Origin of the sequence: Bradyrhizobium sp. CB2312 (genome assembly GCF_029714425.1) — a bacterium.
GTDB lineage: Bacteria > Pseudomonadota > Alphaproteobacteria > Rhizobiales > Xanthobacteraceae > Bradyrhizobium.
Genome location: NZ_CP121668.1, coordinates 4,801,291 through 4,819,276 on the forward strand (window position 1 = coordinate 4,801,291; position 17,986 = coordinate 4,819,276).

12 protein-coding genes are annotated in these 17,986 nt (G+C 66.1%); all 12 read left to right on the top strand.

The genetic code is table 11. The features are described 5' to 3' along the window. The first annotated feature begins 357 nt into the window (after positions 1-357). The 12 genes from dnaE to bamA all read left to right on the top strand — a co-directional run bounded on the left by dnaE (position 358) and on the right by bamA (position 17,914). A complete protein-coding gene (gene dnaE, locus QA642_RS23610) occupies positions 358-3,861 on the top strand; it encodes a DNA polymerase III subunit alpha (protein WP_283086723.1) in 3,504 nt (1,167 codons plus the stop codon). Positions 3,862-3,998: 137 nt separating this feature from the next. Further along, a complete protein-coding gene (locus tag QA642_RS23615) occupies positions 3,999-4,739 on the top strand; it encodes a carbonic anhydrase (RefSeq protein ID WP_283086724.1) in 741 nt (246 codons plus the stop codon). A 164-nt stretch (positions 4,740-4,903) separates the two neighbouring features. Next, positions 4,904-7,363: a caspase family protein gene (locus QA642_RS23620; protein WP_283086725.1), complete on the top strand. Its 2,460-nt coding sequence runs from the start codon at positions 4,904-4,906 to the stop codon at positions 7,361-7,363. 312 nt (positions 7,364-7,675) lie between these two features. Further along, complete coding sequence (locus QA642_RS23625; RefSeq protein ID WP_027559432.1) at positions 7,676-8,671, top strand: 30S ribosomal protein S2; 996 nt, start codon at positions 7,676-7,678, stop codon at positions 8,669-8,671. Positions 8,672-8,804: 133 nt separating this feature from the next. Next, positions 8,805-9,728, top strand: coding sequence for a translation elongation factor Ts (gene tsf / locus QA642_RS23630; protein WP_283086726.1), 924 nt, complete (start codon positions 8,805-8,807; stop codon positions 9,726-9,728). 60 nt (positions 9,729-9,788) lie between these two features. Further along, positions 9,789-10,505, top strand: a complete 717-nt coding sequence (pyrH, locus tag QA642_RS23635) for a UMP kinase (RefSeq protein ID WP_283086727.1) — start codon at positions 9,789-9,791, stop codon at positions 10,503-10,505. A 68-nt stretch (positions 10,506-10,573) separates the two neighbouring features. Next, entirely contained in the window at positions 10,574-11,137 is a 564-nt protein-coding gene (gene frr / locus QA642_RS23640) for a ribosome recycling factor (RefSeq protein WP_283086728.1), read from the top strand. A 10-nt stretch (positions 11,138-11,147) separates the two neighbouring features. Continuing rightward, the gene (locus tag QA642_RS23645; protein WP_283086729.1) at positions 11,148-11,906 is read left to right on the top strand and encodes an isoprenyl transferase; all 759 of its coding nucleotides are present in this window, start codon (positions 11,148-11,150) and stop codon (positions 11,904-11,906) included. Next, positions 11,903-12,745, top strand: a complete 843-nt coding sequence (locus tag QA642_RS23650) for a phosphatidate cytidylyltransferase (RefSeq protein ID WP_283086730.1) — start codon at positions 11,903-11,905, stop codon at positions 12,743-12,745. The genes QA642_RS23645 and QA642_RS23650 overlap by 4 nt, the downstream gene beginning before the upstream one ends. A 4-nt stretch (positions 12,746-12,749) precedes the next feature. Beyond that, the gene (gene dxr, locus QA642_RS23655) at positions 12,750-13,973 is read left to right on the top strand and encodes a 1-deoxy-D-xylulose-5-phosphate reductoisomerase (RefSeq protein WP_283086731.1); all 1,224 of its coding nucleotides are present in this window, start codon (positions 12,750-12,752) and stop codon (positions 13,971-13,973) included. 44 nt (positions 13,974-14,017) lie between these two features. Beyond that, positions 14,018-15,169, top strand: a complete 1,152-nt coding sequence (gene rseP, locus QA642_RS23660) for an RIP metalloprotease RseP (RefSeq protein ID WP_283086732.1) — start codon at positions 14,018-14,020, stop codon at positions 15,167-15,169. A gap of 189 nt (positions 15,170-15,358) precedes the next feature. Further along, complete coding sequence (bamA, locus tag QA642_RS23665; protein ID WP_283086733.1) at positions 15,359-17,914, top strand: outer membrane protein assembly factor BamA; 2,556 nt, start codon at positions 15,359-15,361, stop codon at positions 17,912-17,914. Positions 17,915-17,986 lie beyond the last annotated feature (72 nt).

The following is a 17,986-nucleotide window of genomic DNA, read 5'->3' on the forward strand; positions in this document are numbered from 1 at the left end:
GCGGCTGAGATCGCTTGACTCCCAAGAACGAAATGAGAACAATGTTCTTCATACGTTCTAGCAAGGGAGCGAGACCATGTTCAGGATTTTCGTGGAAGAGGCGGCTGCACTGGCGTCCATCACGCTGTTCGTCGGGATGATCGCAATCTGGGCGCAGGTCATTCCGCAGCTCTGATTCCCCACTCTTGGCAGGCCCGGTTGGGGAAAAGCGGGACGACGCGACGGATCGGCCGGTCCGGCGTGGACTCTCGCGGCGCGACACCCCACCATTGTGAGGCGAGTCGGCCGGGCGAGTGCATGATGCCTTGAGGAGCCGGCGACCGCTCCATCTCATCTGCAAGAGGCCGTCACGCGACCATGCCGAGCGCCGGATTTGTCCACCTTCACGTTCACTCGGCCTATTCGCTGCTCAAGGGCTCGATCAAGATCGCCAAGCTCGCCGAGCTTGCGAAGAAGGACCACCAGCCGGCGCTGGCGCTGACCGACACCGACAATCTGTTCGGCGCGCTGGAGTTCTCCGACAAGATGGCGGGCTCCGGCATCCAGCCGATCGTCGGCCTGGAACTGGCGATCGATTTCGGCGACCAGGACCCGACCGCGCGCAACGCGATGGGGCCCTCGCGCGTGGTGCTGCTGGCGGCGCAGGAGCGCGGCTATCGCAGCCTGATGCGGCTGAACTCGCGCGCGTTCCTCGAATCGCCCGACAGCCATGCCCCGTTCATCAAGTTCGACTGGTTCGACGGCGAGACCGAGGGCCTGATCGCGCTGACGGGCGGACCGGACGGGCCGATCTCGCTGGCGCTGGCCGGCGGCATGGCCGAGCTCGCCGCGACGCGCTGCGAGCGTCTGGCCAATCTGTTCGGCGACCGCCTCTACATCGAATTGCAGCGCCACAACCTCGACAAGGAGCGGCGCATCGAGGGCGGCTTGATCGACATCGCCTATGCGAAAGGCCTGCCGCTGGTCGCAACCAACGAGCCGTATTTCGCCGCGACCGACGACTACGAGGCGCATGACGCGCTGCTCTGCATCGCCGGCGGCCGGCTGATAGCCGAGACCGATCGCGTGCAGCTCACGCCGGATCATCGCTTCAAGACCCGCGCCGAGATGGCGGTGCTGTTCGCCGACATTCCGGAGGCGCTGGCCTCGACCGTGGAGATCGCCGAGCGCTGCTCGTTCCGCCCGATGACGCGCAAGCCGATCCTGCCGTTCTTCACCGTCGGCGCCGCCGCCAGCTCCGATGCCGCCGCGGTCGAGGCCGCCGAATTGAAGCGACAGGCGGAGGAGGGGCTCGCCAACCGCCTGCGCGTCCATGGCCTGTCGCAGGGCATGACGGAAGAGGACTACAACAAGCGCCTGGCGTTCGAGCTCGACGTCATCATGCGCATGAAGTACGCGGGCTACTTCCTGATCGTGTCCGACTTCATCAAATGGGCCAAGGCGCACGGCATTCCGGTCGGGCCTGGCCGTGGCTCCGGCGCAGGCTCGCTGGTGGCGTGGGCGCTGACCATCACCGACCTCGACCCGATCAAGTTCGGCCTGCTGTTCGAGCGCTTCCTCAATCCGGAACGCGTCTCGATGCCGGACTTCGACATCGACTTCTGCCAGGACCGCCGCGGCGAGGTGATCAAGTACGTGCAGGAGCGCTACGGCCGCGATCAGGTCGCGCAGATCATCACCTTCGGTACGCTGCAGGCGCGCGGCGTGCTGCGCGATGTCGGCCGCGTCTTGCAGATGCCCTATGGCCAGGTCGACAAGCTGACGAAGCTCGTGCCGCAGAATCCGGCGGCGCCCGTCACGCTGGCGGCAGCGATCGAGAGCGAGCCAAAACTCCAGGCGTTCCGCGACGAAGACCCGGTGGTGGCGCGCGCCTTCGACATCGCCCAGCGCCTCGAAGGCCTGACCCGGCATGCTTCGACCCACGCGGCCGGCATCGTGATCGGCGATCGCCCCCTGAGCGAGCTCGTGCCGATGTACCGCGATCCGAAGTCGGATATGCCGGTGACCCAGTTCAACATGAAATGGGTCGAGCCTGCGGGCCTCGTCAAGTTCGACTTCCTCGGCCTGAAGACGCTGACCGTGCTCGACGTCGCGTGCAAGCTGCTCAAGCCGCGCGACATCCATGTCGATCTCGCCACGCTGCCGATCGACGATGCCGAGAGCTACCAGATGCTGGCACGTGGCGAGGTGGTCGGCGTGTTCCAGGTTGAAAGCCAGGGCATGCGCCGCGCGCTGGTCGACATGCGCCCCGACCGTTTCGAGGACATCATCGCGCTGGTCGCGCTCTACCGCCCAGGCCCGATGGCGAACATCCCGACCTATTGCGCGCGCAAACACGGCGACGAGGAGCCGGAATATCTGCATCCCGTGCTGGAGCCGATCCTGAAGGAGACCTTCGGCGTCATCATTTACCAGGAACAGGTGATGCAGATCGCGCAGGTGATGTCGGGCTATTCGCTCGGCGACGCCGACCTCCTGCGCCGCGCCATGGGCAAGAAGATCCGCGCCGAGATGGACAAGCAGCGCGACATCTTCGTCGCCGGCGCGGTGAAGAACGGCGTGCCGAAAGCGCAGGCCGAGACCATCTTCGAACTGCTCGCCAAATTCGCCGATTACGGCTTCAACAAGAGCCACGCGGCCGCCTACGCGCTGGTGTCCTACCACACCGCCTACATGAAGGCGCATTATCCCGTGGAGTTCATCGCGGCGTCGATGACGCTCGATCTGAACAACACTGACAAGCTCTCCGAATTCCGCTCCGAGGCGCAGCGCCTCGGCATCAAGGTCGAGCCGCCGAACATCAACCGCTCCGGCGCGACCTTCGAGGTCGGCGAGAAGGTCATCTATTACGCGCTGGCCGCGCTCAAGGGCGTCGGCATCCAGGCCATCGAGCAGATCATCGAGGAACGCACCAGGCGGGGACTGTTCACCTCGCTCGCCGACTTCGCTGCGCGGGTCAATCCGCGCGCGATCAACAAGCGCATCATCGAGAGTTTAGCTGCCGCCGGCGCCTTCGACACGCTGGAGCCGAACCGGGCCCGCGTCTTCGCCGGCGCGGACGCGATCCTGGCCGCCTGCCAGCGTTCGCATCAGGCCGAGACGATCGGCCAGAACGACATGTTCGGCATGTCGGCGGACGCGCCGACCATCATGCTGCCGCAGATCGAGCCCTGGCTGCCGGCCGAGCGGCTGCGCCGCGAGTACGACGCGATCGGCTTCTTCCTGTCGGGACATCCGCTCGACGATTACGCGACCGTGCTCAAGCGCCTGCGGGTGCAGTCATGGGCCGAGTTCTCGCGCGCGGTGAAGACCGGCGCCACCGCCGGCAAGGTCGCCGCGACCGTCGTGTCGCGCATGGAGCGGCGCACCAAGACCGGCAACAAGATGGGCATCATGGGACTGTCCGACCCCACCGGCCATTTCGAGGCGGTGCTGTTCTCCGAGGGCCTCGCGCAATATCGCGACGTGCTGGAGCCGGGCGCCGCGGTGCTGCTTCAGCTCGGCGCGGAATTGCAGGGCGAGGACGTTCGCGCCCGCGTGCTGCATGCCGAGCCGCTCGATGACGCCGCGGCCAAGACGCAGAAGGGCCTGCGCATCTTCCTGCGCGACACCAAGCCGCTGGAGTCGATCGCCAAGCGCCTCGCCGGCCCCGAGATGGCGGCCACCAACGGCGCCGCGCCGAAAATCGGCAGCCCCGGCATCGCGCCGCGCTCCAATGGCGACGGCGAGGTCTCGCTGGTGATGATGCTCGACCTCGAGACCGAGGTCGAGATGAAGCTGCCGGGCCGCTTCAAGGTCTCGCCGCAGATCGCCGGCGCGATCAAGGCGGTGGCGGGCGTCGTGGACGTGCAGCAGCTCTAGCCGGCCGTCCCGGACGGACGCCGTCCGGGCCTGCGGAGCGGCGGACATTGTGGTCTCGCCAGATCATTGCGGCTATGATCGCGACGATGCAGCTCGTTTGCGCGGACGTTTTCGGCCGCACCGGGAGGAAGCGAGACATGTGCGAGCAATGCCCACAATCCCTACATGACGAGATCACGCCGTCGCGGCGATCCGCGATGCTGTTTGCCGCCTCCGCGCTCGGCGTTGCCCTGAGCGGGGCCGCCTTCGCCAAGGAGACCAAAGCGCCACCCAAGCCGCAGAACGTGCTGGCGCCCGATGCGGCGCTGAAGCGGCTGATGGACGGCAATGCGCGCTATGTCCAGGGCGTTGCGCGGCGACATGATTTCAAGCACGAGCGTGAAGCGCTGGCGGGCGGCCAGAACCCGTTTGCCGCCGTGCTGAGCTGCGCCGATTCGCGCATCGCACCGGAATATGCCTTCGACACCGGCCGCGGCGATCTCTTCGTCTGCCGCATCGCCGGAAATTTCGCCGGCAACGAGATGATCGCCAGCATGGAATATGCGGTCGGGGTGCTCAATACGCCGCTGATCCTCGTTCTCGGCCATGACAGTTGCGGCGCGATCGATGCGACGCTGAAGGCGATCAAGGACAACACGTCGCCGCCGGGCCACATCCCCTCGCTCGTCGATGCGATCGCGCCTGCCGCCAAGGCTGCGATGCAGCAGGGCGGCGACGTGCTCGACCAGGCGATCCGGCAGAACGTGATCGACAATGTCGCCAAGCTGAAATCGGCGGCACCGATCCTCAATGCGGCCGTGGAGCAGGGCAAGCTGAAGGTCGTGGGCGGCATCTACCGGCTCACGACGGGAACGGTCGACCTGATCGCGCAGGGCTGAACGAGCTGATCGCTTTCAGCGTCGTCACGCTGGCGCAGACAGCTATCGTCGGCGCCGGGCGCCATGCCACCGCCTCAATCCGAGCCTTTCGTTCAAGCGCCATTCAGCCAGCCGCGCGTCTGATGCGCGCTGGCACCTCAACCACAAAGCTGGGCAAGCAAGCCATGCGTGGGACGCTCAAAGCCTTCATCTGCCTTCTCCTGCCGCTCGCGGTCCTTGCCGCGGGCGCACCGGAGCAGGCACGCGCGCAGCAGCCGGAAAAGCGCATCGCGCTCGTGGTCGGCAACGGCGCCTATGCCAAGTCGCCGCTGGCGACGACCGCGAACGATGCCGGCCTGATCGCGCAGACGCTGCAGGCGGCGGGCTTCGACGTTGTCGGGGCGCGCGATCTCGATGGCGACACGCTGCGCAAGAGCTTTCGCGATTTCATCCAGAAGGCCCAGGCCTCCGGCCCCGGCACCGTCGCGATGATCTATCTGGCCGGTTACGGCGTGCAGCTTGCGGGCGAGAACTATTTCATCCCGGTCGATTCCAACATCAGCCGCGACACCGACATTCCGACCGAAGCCTTGCGCATCAGCGACTATGTGCGCCAGCTCGCGTCGATCCAGCTCAAGGCCAACATCGTCGTGCTCGATGCGGCCCGCGCCCAGCCCTTCATCGAAGGCGGGCAGCCGATCGCCAGCGGCCTCGCGCTGGTCGAGCCCGAGGCGAACATGCTGATCGCCTTCAACGCCGCACCCGGCACTGTCGCGCCGGAAGAGCCGGGACCCTACGGCATCTACGCGCAGTCGCTGGCCGAGATGATCCGCACCGGCGGGCTGGCGCTGCCTGACGTGTTCGACCGCGTCCGCCTGCGTGTCAACGAATCCGCCAAGGGCGCGCAGGTGCCCTGGAACGAGCAGAAGATCTCGGCGCAGTTCTCGTTCTTCGAGCGCGGGCCCGATGCGCCGCCGCCGGAGGTTGCGCCCGACCAGATCGCCGCGATCCGGAGCAAGCCGATCCGCGATCTCGGCGTGCAGGATGCCTATGCCGCCGCGCTCGCGCGTGACACGCTGCCGGCCTACGAGGAGTTTCTCGCGGCCTATCCCGGCGATCCCTTGTCGAAGCGCGTGATGGTGATCGTGGCGGCGCGCCGCGAGGCGATCACCTGGCGGCGGACCTATCGCGCCGACACGCCGGACGCCTATTGGTCCTATCTGCGCCGCTATTCGCGCGGGCCTCATGCCGGCGACGCGCGGCGTAGGCTTGCGATCCTGACCGCACCGCTCGAGCCGCCGCCGAGCTTCGCCATGCTGGATTACGACGTGCCGCCACCGCCGCCGGAGGAGGTGGTCTATGTCGACCGTCCCGTGCTGTACTTCAGCGACCCTGATTTCGGCTTCGCGCCGCCACCGCCGCCGCCGATCTATTATCTGCCGCCACCGCCGCCGGATTTCGTCGTGTTGCCGCCGCCGCTGCCGGTGGTCGGGCTGTTCGTGCTGCCGCAGCCGGTGTTCGTGCCGATTCCGGTGTTCGTCCGCCCGCCGATCTATGTCGCGCCGCCGCCGAACAACATCATCTACCAGAACATCCACAACACGACCGTCATCAACACCGTGATCAATCGCCCGCTGGCGCCGCCGCCGGGTTTCAGCACCGGAGCGGCCAGTCTGGCACCGGCGGTGGCCGGTCGCGCCAACCCCGCAGGCCCGGCGGTGCCGCAGGCCGTCGCCCAGCGCGCCGCCTTGATCCAGCAGGGCAAGGCGCCGATGCCGCAGAGCGCGACGATCCAGCCGACGGCGAGGCCGGGAACACCCCCGGTGACACCGGCGAATGTTGCCCCGACCGCAGCGCCACCTGCCGCGCCGCCGCCCAGATTGCCCCAGGCCAACACGTTGCCGGTTCCCGGAGCCCAGGGTGGCCCGCCCGCGCCACCGGCGGGGGCCGGGCCTCTGCCCGGCGGCAAGCCCGCGCCGACCGCGACGGCTCCCGGCACGATAGCGCCGGTGCATCCGGGTGCGCCAACCGCGACGGCTCCCGGCACAACGCCGCCGGCCCATCCCGGTCCGCCAACGACGACCGCTCCGGCCGCTGCACTCGCGCCGACCAACCCGACTGCTGCGCCTGGCCAGCCGCCCAAGCCGCCGGTTGCGGGAGTGCCGCCCGGAACCGGGCCAGCGGATCGCGCCAAATCCGCAATCCGCGAGCCGGCCGGCTCGCCGCCGCCCGCTGCCGACACATCTGCGCGCCCCGCGGGACGACCGGCCGCGCCGCCACCCGCCGCTGCGCGCGAGCCGGCTAGGCCGCAGCATCTTCCGTCGGCTGCGCCGGCGCAGGTGACCCGGCCCTCGACCCCACCACCGCGGCCCCAGGCCGTGGCGAGGCCGACGCCTCCGGCGCCAGCCGCCGTCGCGCGCCCGGCGCCACCGCCTCCGCCGCGCGTCGCATCGCCTCCACCGGCACGGGTGGCTCCCCCGGTCGCAGCCGCACGGCCTGCACCGCCACCGCCCGCAGCCCGGCCGGCGCCCCCGCCGCCACCCCGGGTGGCGGTTGCCCCGCCAGCCCGGCCGGCCGCACCGCCGCGTCCTGCGGCACCGCCGGCCGCCGCGAAGAAGTGCCCGCCCAACCAGCCGAAGTGCTAAAGCGCGATGAAATTAGGATGGATCGTCATCGCGCTTTAGGTTGTTGTTTGAGCATGATCTTTTCGGAAAACCGCTGGGCACTTTTCCGGATCATGCTTTAGGGCAGGGCGGAGGCCCTACGGGAAACGGCCTTCGGCTGGCGAAAACCGCCCCCGAATGGCCCTTATTTCCTTGCTTCTGGCCGAAATGGCGCTATATAGCGCGCCATCTCACACGGAAACATGGCTCACAAGGCCGTCCGGTGGCAACCGGGGCGAGAACGCTCCGTTTTGCTCACACGTTTCCGGAGGAACCAACCGGAGAATTAGAACGATGGCACTGCCCGATTTCACTATGCGTCAGCTGCTCGAAGCTGGCGTGCACTTTGGTCACCAGTCTCACCGCTGGAATCCGAAAATGGCTCCCTTCATTTTCGGCACCCGCAACAACATCCACATCGTCGATCTCGCCCAGACCGTGCCGATGCTGCATCAGGCCCTCCAGGCCGTCAGCGACACGGTTGCCAAGGGCGGCCGCATCCTGTTCGTCGGCACCAAGCGCCAGGCGCAGGACGGCGTCGCCGACGCGGCCAAGCGCTGCGCGCAGTATTTCGTCAATTCGCGCTGGCTCGGCGGCACGCTGACCAACTGGAAGACGATCTCGGCATCGATCAAGCGCCTGCGTCATCTCGACGACGTGCTCTCGGGCGGTGAAGCCAATTCCTACACGAAGAAGGAGCGCCTGACGCTTCAGCGCGAGCGCGACAAGCTCGACCGCTCGCTCGGTGGCATCAAGGACATGGGCGGTCTGCCCGACCTGATCTTCGTGATCGACACCAACAAGGAAGACATCGCGATCCAGGAGGCCCAGCGCCTCAACATCCCGGTCGCCGCGATCGTCGACACCAATTCGGATCCGAAGGGCATCACCTATGTGGTGCCGGGCAATGACGACGCCGGCCGCGCCATCTCGCTCTATTGCGACCTGATCGCCCGTGCGGCGATCGACGGCATCTCGCGCGCGCAGGGCGATTCGGGCATCGACATCGGCGCCTCCGCCCGTCCGCTCGCCGAAGAGCTGCCGGCCCCGTCCTCGAGCGGCTTCCAGGGCCTTGCCGGTCCGCGCGGCACCGCCGACGACCTCAAGAAGCTCCCGGGCGTGTCGGGTGCGATCGAGAAGAAGTTCAACGACCTCGGCATCTTCCACTACTGGCAGCTCGCCGAGCTCGACCACGACACCGCGCACACGATCGGCGAAGAAGTCGGTCTGCCGAGCCGCGCGGATGCCTGGGTGGCCAAGGCCAAGGCGCTGACCGCGGAAGCGGAATAGTCAGAGCGACCGGGTGGCCGGATCGGATCCGGCCACCATTTCATTCAGTTGACGCGAATTCCTGAGATGGACCGCGGCGGGGCAAGTGGATGCCGCGCCGCGGCAAACCGGCAGGCAAGAAGGATATTCAACGATGGCAACGATCACAGCTGCGATGGTCAAGGACCTGCGCGAGTCGACCGGCGCGGGCATGATGGACTGCAAGGCCGCGCTCACCGAGACCAATGGCGACATGGAAGCGGCGCAGGACTGGTTGCGCAAGAAGGGCCTGTCGAAGGCCGCCAAGAAGTCGGGCCGCGTCGCCGCCGAGGGTCTGATCGGCGCGCTCACCAAGGGCAACAAGGGCGTCGTGGTCGAGGTCAACTCCGAGACCGACTTCGTCGCGCGCAACGGCCAGTTCCAGGGCCTCGTCAAGATGATCGCCCAGGTTGCCTTCGACGCCGGTGCCGATGTCGAGAAGATCAAGGCCGCCAAGGTCGGCGATGTCACGATCGAAGCCGCGATCAATGATGCGATCGCGACCATCGGCGAGAACATGACGCTGCGCCGTGCTGCTTCGCTCGAAGTGAGCCAGGGCGTGGTGTCGCATTACGTCCACGGCGCCGTTATCGACGGCGCCGGCAAGATGGGCGTGATCGTGGCGCTGGAATCGCCCGGCAAGGCCGACGAGCTCGCAGCTCTCGGCCGCCAGATCGCGATGCATGTCGCCGCCGCCAACCCGCTGGCGCTCGATCCGTCCGGCCTCGATCCGGCGGTCGTCAAGCGCGAGAAGGACGTGCTCGCCGACAAATATCGCCAGCAGGGCAAGCCCGAGAACGTGATCGAGAAGATCGTCGAGTCCGGCCTCAAGACCTACTACAAGGAAGTCTGCCTGCTCGAGCAGGCCTTCATCCACGACACCGGCAAGTCGGTGGCGCAGGCGGTGAAGGAAGCCGAAGGCAAGGTCGGCGGCGCTGTGAAGATCGCCGGCTTTGTGCGCTATGCTCTCGGTGAGGGAATCGAGAAGCAGGAAAGCGACTTCGCGGCCGAGGTCGCAGCGGCCAGCGGCAAGAAGTAAGCGCCGGAACGTTCCTTCCGGCGTGCCGCCGGAAGCGGCGCCCGGACAAGGAAAGTGCACATGACTGATCCGGTCTATCGTCGCGTCGTGATCAAGCTGTCCGGCGAGTATCTCGCGGGACAGCAGGGCTTTGGCATCGATCAGCCGACCGTGGACCGGGTTGCGGACGATCTGATCGCCGCCCGCAAGCTCGGCACCGAGGTCGCGGTGGTGATCGGCGGCGGCAACATCGTGCGCGGCGTCGAGGTCTCCTCGCGCGGCGTGTCGCGCACGACCGGCGACACCATGGGCATGCTCGCCACCATGATGAACTGCCTCGCGCTGGAGGCGACGATCGAGCGCAAGGGCATGCCGGCGCGCGCGCTGTCGGCCTTCGTCATGCCCGAGATTTCCGAGCTGTTCACCCGCACCGCGGCGCACAAATACCTCGCCGAGGGGCGGATCGTGCTGCTCGGCGGCGGAACCGGCAATCCGTTCTTCACCACCGACACCACGGCGGTGCTGCGCGCCGCAGAGATCGGCGCCGAAGCGGTGCTGAAGGCGACCAATGTCGACGGCGTCTACTCGGCCGACCCGAAGAAGGATCCGTCTGCCACGCGTTTCGACCGGCTGACGCATTCCCAGGCCATCGAGGGCGGCTACAAGGTGATGGATTCGACCGCCTTCGCGCTTGCCCGCGAGACGTCACTGCCTATCATCGTGTTCTCGATCGCGGAGCCGGGGTCGATCGGCGCGATTCTGCGCGGCACCGGCCACGGAACCATCGTCGCCGGCTGACGGCTCATCTGGTGCGCCCCAAAGGCGGGGTCGCGGAGAGGTCGCCGGGATTTTGAAGGAGAAACGTGATGGCCACGGGTAATTTCGACCTCAACGAAGTGAAGCGCCGCATGCAGGGCGCCGTCCAGTCGCTCAAGCACGAGCTCGGCGGCCTGCGCACGGGGCGCGCCTCCGCCTCGATGCTCGATCCGGTGCAGGTCGATGCCTATGGCAGCCACATGCCGCTCAACCAGCTCGCCACCGTCAGCGTGCCGGAGCCGCGCCTGATCTCGGTGCAGGTCTGGGACAAGTCGATGGTCAAGGCGGTGGAGAAGGCGATCGTCGATTCCAACCTCGGCCTGTCGCCGGCGACCGAAGGCCAGGTGCTGCGCCTGCGCATCCCCGAGCTCAACGAGGAGCGCCGCAAGGAGCTGGTCAAGGTCGCGCACAAATACGCCGAAGCCGCCAAGGTCGCCGCGCGACACGTCCGCCGCGACGGTCTCGACGTTCTGAAGAAGCTCGAGAAGAATCACGAGATGTCGGAGGACGATCAGAAGCGTCACGCCGACGAGGTGCAGAAGGCGACCGACGGTACCATCACCGAGATCGACCAGCTGCTGGCCGCCAAGGAAAAAGAAATCCTGACTGTTTAAGGCTGCCTCCATGTCCAACGCCGCCGCGCCCGCAACGGAAGGACCCGACCGGTCCGATGCGCCTGCGCATGTCGCCATCATCATGGATGGCAACGGGCGTTGGGCCGCTGCGCGCGGCCTGCCGCGTGCGGAAGGCCATCGCCGCGGCGTCGAGGCGTTGCGCCGCGTGGTGCGTGCCTCGCACGAGCTCGGCATCCGCTATCTCACCATTTTCTCGTTCTCCTCGGAGAACTGGTCGCGGCCGGCGAGCGAGATCGGCGATCTGTTCGGCCTGCTGCGCCGCTTCATCCGCAACGATCTGACAAGCCTGCATCGTGATGGCGTCAAGGTGCGCATCATCGGCGAGCGGGAAGGACTCGAGAGCGACATCTGCGCGCTTCTGAACGAGGCCGAGGAGCTGACGCGCGACAACACGCGCCTGACACTCGTCGTCGCCTTCAATTACGGCTCGCGGCAGGAGATCGCGAAGGCGGCGCAGAAGCTCGCGCGCGAAGTTGCGGAGGGCAAGCGCGATCCCAACACGATCGACGCCGAGACGCTGGGCGCGCATCTCGATGCGCCCGACATTCCCGATCCCGATCTGATCATCCGCACCAGCGGCGAGCAGCGCCTGTCCAACTTCCTGATGTGGCAGGCCGCCTACAGCGAGCTGGTGTTCGTGCCGATTCACTGGCCCGATTTCGACAAGGCGGCGCTGGAAGGCGCGATCGCCGAATTTGCCAGGCGCGAGCGCCGTTTCGGCGGTCTGGTCGCGAGAACCGCCTCGTGAGCGAACCCGACGCCGTATCGGCGGGCGAAAAGCCAGCCCCGAGCAATCTCGTGATGCGGGTTCTCGCAGCGCTGGTGCTGGCGCCGCTCGCCATTGCGCTCGCCTATGCCGGCGGCTGGCTGTGGGCGCTGCTCGTCACCCTGGTGTCGATCGGACTGTTCGCGGAATGGCTGATGGTGGTGGGCGCGGGCTCGACCGCGCTGACCGGGGCAGGGACGATCGCCATCGCCATGATGGGCTTGTGCATGGCCGCCGGCGCGCTCAAGACCGCAATCATCGTTGGCTGCGTCGGCGGCGTGATCGTGATGCTGATCGCGCGCGGCAAGTTCGTTTGGGCGGCGACCGGATTCGCTTATGCGTCTGCGGCGCTGTTGGCCTCGATTTTGGTGCGGAAGGATCTGGTCAACGGCTTTTCCGCGCTGATGTTCGTGCTGCTCGTGGTGTGGGCGACCGATATCGGCGGCTATTTCGCCGGACGCAGCATTGGCGGGCCGAAGCTGTGGCCGCGCGTCAGCCCGAAGAAGACCTGGTCCGGCGCGCTCGGCGGCTTCATGGCGAGCCTTGCGGTGGCGGGCGGCTTTGCGGCCTTTGGGATCGGCAAGGCTGTTCCGCTGCTGCTCGTCGGCGCCATCCTGTCGGTGGTATCGCAGGCCGGCGATCTGTTCGAATCCGCGGTGAAGCGGCGCTTCGGGGTCAAGGATTCCAGTCACTTAATTCCCGGCCATGGCGGCCTTATGGACCGCCTGGACGGCTTTGTTGCCGCCATCCTGATGGCGTGGATTATCGGCTTTGTTCGCCATGGTGTGCATAGCGCCGGAAGCGGTCTTATGGTTTGGTGAGGATATGAGCGCAGTCCCATTGCGTAACAACAGGCTTGCTGCGTCCGACGTCCGCAGCGTCACGGTTCTCGGCGCCACCGGCTCGATCGGCGACAGCACGATGGATTTGCTGCGCGCCTCGCCCGAGCGCTACCGCGTCGAAGCCTTGACCGCGAACGGCAATGTCGCGGCGCTGGCCAAGCTCGCGAAGGAATTCTCCGCGCGCTACGTCGCGATCGCCGACACCTCCAAGCTCGCCGAGCTCAAGGCCGCGCTCGCCGGCACCAGCACCGAATGCGGCGCCGGCGAAAGCGCGGTGATCGAGGCCGGCGCGCGTCCGGCTGATTGGGTCATGGCCGCCGTCAGCGGCGCGGCCGGACTGAAGCCGGCGCTGGCCGCGGTCGATCGCGGCGCTCATGTCGCGCTCGCCAACAAGGAATGCCTGGTTTGCGCCGGCGATTTCTTCATGCAGCGCGCGGCGAAAGCGGGCGCCTGCATCCTGCCGGCCGATTCCGAGCACAACGCGCTGTTTCAGGCCCTGGCATCGGGCAATCGCGACGAGCTTGTCCGCGTCATCATCACGGCCTCGGGCGGCCCGTTCCGCACCTGGAAGGCCGCTGACATCGAGCAGGCGACGCTCGAGCAGGCGCTCAAGCATCCGAACTGGAGCATGGGCCAGAAGATCACGATCGATTCGGCCTCGATGATGAACAAGGGCCTCGAGGTGATCGAGGCGTCCTACCTGTTCGCGCTCTCGCCCGACGAGATCGACGTGCTCGTTCATCCGCAGTCGATCATCCACGGCATGGTCGAATTCTCTGACCGCTCGGTGATGGCCCAGCTCGGCGCGCCCGACATGCGCACCCCGATCGCGCACTGCCTCGGCTGGCCGGATCGCATCAAGGGACCCGCGGCCAAGCTCGATCTGGCCAAGATTGGCCAGCTGACCTTCGAGGCGCCGGACTTCGAGCGCTTCCCCGGACTGCGGCTGGCCTTCGATTCGCTCCGGACCGGGAAGGGGGCGACCACCGTTTACAACGCCGCCAACGAGGTCGCGGTCGCCGCCTTCATCGCCGGCAAGATCCGGTTCGGCGCGATTGCGCGGCTGGTCGAGGCGACGCTCGATGACTGGATCCGCGGCGGCAACCAGGCGCCGATGACCTCCGCGGATGATGCAATCTCCGTTGACTATGTTGCCCGAAATAGAGCTGCCGCCCTATTGCCTCAAATTGCCTTAAAGGCATCCTAGATGGCTTCGGGCCAGGGCCTTGCGGCGCTGGATAAGAGGAATCGATGATCGACTTTTTCGTCCATAGTTTCAATGCCTTGAGCCATGGGCTTCTCGGTTACGTGGTTCCCTTCCTGTTCGTCCTGACCATCGTGGTGTTCTTCCACGAGCTCGGCCATTTCCTGGTCGCGCGCTGGGCAGGCGTGCGCGTGCTGACCTTTTCGCTCGGTTTCGGACCCGAGCTGGTCGGTTTCAACGATCGCCACGGCACCCGCTGGAAGATCTCGGCCATCCCGCTCGGCGGCTACGTCAAGTTCTTCGGCGACGAGAGCGAAGCCTCGACCCCGTCGGCCGAGATGCTCGCGGCCATGACCGCGGAGGAGCGCGCCGGCAGCTTCCACCACAAGAAGGTCGGCCCGCGTGCCGCCATTGTCGCGGCCGGCCCGATCGCGAATTTCATCCTGGGTGCGCTGATCTTCGCCGGCATGGCGCTTTATTACGGCAAGCCGAGCACGATCGCGCGCGTTGACGGCGTCGTCGCCGAAGGCGCTGCGGCCGCAGCCGGCTTCAAGATCGGCGACGTCGTCGTCCAGATCGACGGCAAGCCGATCGAGAGCTTCGCCGACATGCAGCGAATCGTCGCGATGAATGCTGGTTCGGCGCTTGCCTTCCAGGTGAAGCGGGACGGCGCCATCGTGTCGCTGACCGCAACCCCGGCATTGCTCGAGCGCAAGGATCCCTTCGGCAACAGCCACAGAGTCGGCGTGCTCGGCGTCGAGCACAAATCGCAGGCCGGCGAGGCCTCGACCGCGCCGGTCGGTATCGGTGAAGCGCTCAAGATCGGCGTCGAGCAGGTCTGGTTCATCATCACCAGCACCTTCAAGTTCCTGGGCTCGCTATTCGTCGGACAGGGCAATCCGAACGAGGTCAGCGGCGTCCTGGGAATCGCGAAGATGTCGGGGCAGGCGGCCAGCGCCGGGTTCCAGTTCGTGATCAACCTGTGCGCGGTGCTGTCAGTGTCGATCGGTCTGCTGAACCTGTTCCCGATTCCGCTGCTCGATGGCGGTCACCTTATGTTCTACGCAGCGGAAGTGGTGCGCGGCCGGCCTCTATCCGAGCGAACTCAGGAAATGGGGTTCCGAATCGGACTCGGTTTGGTGCTGATGCTGATGGTGTTTGCGACCTACAACGACATCCTTCGGATGGCGGCTTCCTGATAGGGGCTTTTTTGTGGCGTGATGGAGGGCGTTGCTGTTGAGCAACGTCTTGGAATGAAATTGAAATTGCGGCGCGCTCGGCCGTTTGCGGCGTCGGTGAAATTGGCTACAAGCGGCTCTGAACTTGGGGAATCTTCCAGATCGGCGTTGGGGTTGGGTCTGGTACGGAATGATAAGGGCGCGTTGCGCATGAAGTTTGGACTGCGACTCCGGGGGGGCTTGCTCGCAACCCTGATCATGTTCGGCGCGCCGGTGGTTGCCCCGGTCGGGGCTGTTTTCGTGTCTTCGTCTGCGCTCGCGCAGACCGTCCAGTCGATTTCCGTCGAAGGGAATCGTCGTGTCGAGGTGGAGACGATCCGATCCTATTTCAAGCCGGGTCCGGGCGGCCGCCTGGATCAAGGCGCCATCGACGACGGCCTCAAGGCCCTGATCGAGACCGGCCTGTTCCAGGACGTCAGGATCAACCGCGGCGCCGGCGGCCAGATCATCGTCTCCGTGGTGGAAAACCCGGTGATCGGTCGCATCGCCTTCGAGGGCAACAAGAAGATCAAGGACGAGCAGCTCACCTCCGAAGTCCAATCCAAGGCGCGCGGCACCTTCTCCCGCGCCATGGTGCAGTCCGACACGCTGCGAATCGCCGAGATCTACCGGCGCTCGGGCCGCTACGACGTGCGCGTCACGCCTGAAATCATCGAGCAGCCGAACAACCGCGTCGATCTGATCTTCACGATCGATGAGGGCGCCAAGACCGGCGTCAAGTCGATCGAATTCGTCGGCAACAACGCGTTCTCGTCCTACCGCCTGCGCGACGTCATCAAGACCCGCGAATCGAATCTGCTGAGCTTCCTCGCCAGCGGCGACATCTACGATCCAGATCGCGTCGAAGCCGACCGCGACCTGATCCGCCGCTTCTATCTCAAGAACGGCTTTGCCGACGTGCAGGTCGTGGCCGCGCTCACCGAATACGATCCGGAGAAGAAGGGCTTCAACGTCACCTTCAAGATCGAGGAAGGCGCCCAGTACCGCGTCGGCGCGGTCGATCTCCGCTCCAGCATCCCGAACTTCGATCCCAGCTCGATGCGCTCTTATTCGCGCGTCAATGTCGGCTCGCTCTACAACGTCGAATCGGTCGAGAAGTCGGTCGAGGAGATGCAGATCGAGGCCTCGCGCCGCGGCTATGCCTTCGCCGTGGTCCGTCCCGGCGGCGACCGCAATTTCGAGGCGCATACCGTCTCCGTCGTGTTCAACATCGACGAGGGCCCGCGTACCTATATCGAGCGCATCAACCTGCGCGGCAACACCCGCACGCGCGACTACGTCATCCGCCGCGAGTTCGACATCTCCGAGGGCGATGCCTACAACCGCGCCCTGGTCGATCGTGCCGAGCGGCGCCTGAAGAACCTCGACTACTTCAAGACCGTGAAGATCACGACGGAGCCCGGCTCGTCGAGCGATCGCGTGATCCTGATCGTGGACATGGAAGAGAAATCGACCGGCGACTTCTCGGTCTCGGGCGGTTACTCCACCACCGATGGTGCGCTCGCCGAAGTCTCGGTCTCCGAGCGCAACCTGCTCGGCCGCGGCCTGTTCGCCAAGGCGTCGGTGACCTATGGCCAGTATGCCCGCGGCTACTCGCTGTCGTTCGTCGAGCCGTATCTGCTCGACTACCGCGTCGCGCTCGGCCTCGACCTCTATCAGCGCCAGCAACTGTCCAACAGCTTCATCTCCTACGGCACCAAGACGCTCGGCTTCTCGCCGCGTCTCGGCTTCTCCTTGCGTGAAGACCTGGCGCTCCAGCTGCGCTACTCGATCTACCAGCAGGAAATCTCGCTGCCGGGCTACCTTGCGAACTGTAACAACGTCCAGTTCCTGCCGGATGGGACGCCGAATCCGGCCTTCAACCCGAGCCCGGCCTTTTCCAACGCAACTGGTATCCCCCTTGCCGCTTCGACCAACGGCTTGGGCTGCTACAGCGACGGCGAAGCCTCGCTGCCGGTGCGCAAGGAGCTTGCTGGCGGCAAGACCCTGACGTCGGCGCTCGGCTACTCGCTGAGCTACAACACGCTGGACAACAACAAGAACCCGACCGACGGTCTGCTCATCGACTTCCGTCAGGACTTCGCCGGCGTCGGCGGCGACGTCTCCTACCTGAAGTCCGTGATCGATGCGAAGTACTACGCTCCGCTGGTGTCCGACCTCGTCGGCCTCGTCCACCTTCAGGGCGGCATGCTGAACAAGATCGGCAACAACGAACTGCGCATGCTCGATCACTTCCAGATGGGCCCGAACCTCGTCCGCGGCTTCGCCCCGAACGGCATCGGTCCGCGCGACATCAATCCGTTCGACACGCAGGACGCGCTCGGCGGCACCAAGTACTGGGGCGCTTCGTTCGAATTGCAGATGCCGTTCTGGTTCCTGCCGAAGGAAGTGGGTCTGAAGGGTGCGGTCTATGCCGATGCCGGCGGTCTGTATGACTACAAGGGACCGACGACGTGGAGCGTGACCGGCGAAACGACCACGCCAGCCAACTCGAACTGCATCCCCTCGACCACCAATCCGGTGTCCGCGGGAACCTGTACCGGCCTGATCTATGACGACAGCAAGGTGATCCGCTCATCGGTCGGCGTCGGCCTGATCTGGCAGTCGCCGTTCGGACCGCTGCGCTTCGACTACGCCGTGCCGCTCAGCAAGGGCAAGTACGACCGCACGCAGGAGTTCCGGTTCGGCGGCGGTACCTCGTTCTAATTCGATCAGCAGGGCATGATCCGGCCCCTCGGGTTTTCCTTGGGGGTCGGTCGCCAAAAAGATCGTGCTCAA